The sequence below is a fragment of the Macrococcus brunensis genome (assembly GCF_004359615.1).
Classification (GTDB): domain Bacteria; phylum Bacillota; class Bacilli; order Staphylococcales; family Staphylococcaceae; genus Macrococcus; species Macrococcus brunensis.
In genome coordinates, this window is record NZ_SCWA01000054.1 from 1 (window position 1) to 441 (window position 441).

A 441-nucleotide genomic window follows, 5' to 3' on the forward strand; every position below is an offset into this window, starting at 1 on the left:
CTCTTCATCATCATAGCTAAAGAGATTGTTTCCTAAAATATTATTTAATTTATAGTAAGAGTTTATATCAAATATAAATAATCCATCTTCTTTTAAATGATTGTATACATTTTTAAACAGGTTATTTAATGATTTTTTTTCTAATATATAATTTATACCGTCTATACAACAGGTTATTAAGTTAAAAGTTTTATTTAATTTTAAATCACATATGTTTTGCCATACTAATTTACCTTTTATATTATTTTCTCTAAACTTATTCTCAGCTTCAGTTAACATATCATAAGAAAGATCTACCGCCCATACACTTTTAAAATACGGAGATACTTGTATTGTTAAATTTCCAGTACCACAAGCTAAATCTAAATAATCCATCTTACTTAAGTTAATTTCATCACATATATTTGTTATAGTTTTAGCCCATTTCTTATAATTTATATC

General features: G+C 22.9%; 1 protein-coding gene. It reads right to left on the minus strand.

Annotated features, from left to right (window positions below):
• Positions 1 to 441, minus strand: a 441-nt coding sequence (locus ERX27_RS11180) for a class I SAM-dependent DNA methyltransferase (RefSeq protein WP_133432859.1), incomplete at both ends; no start/stop codon positions are given.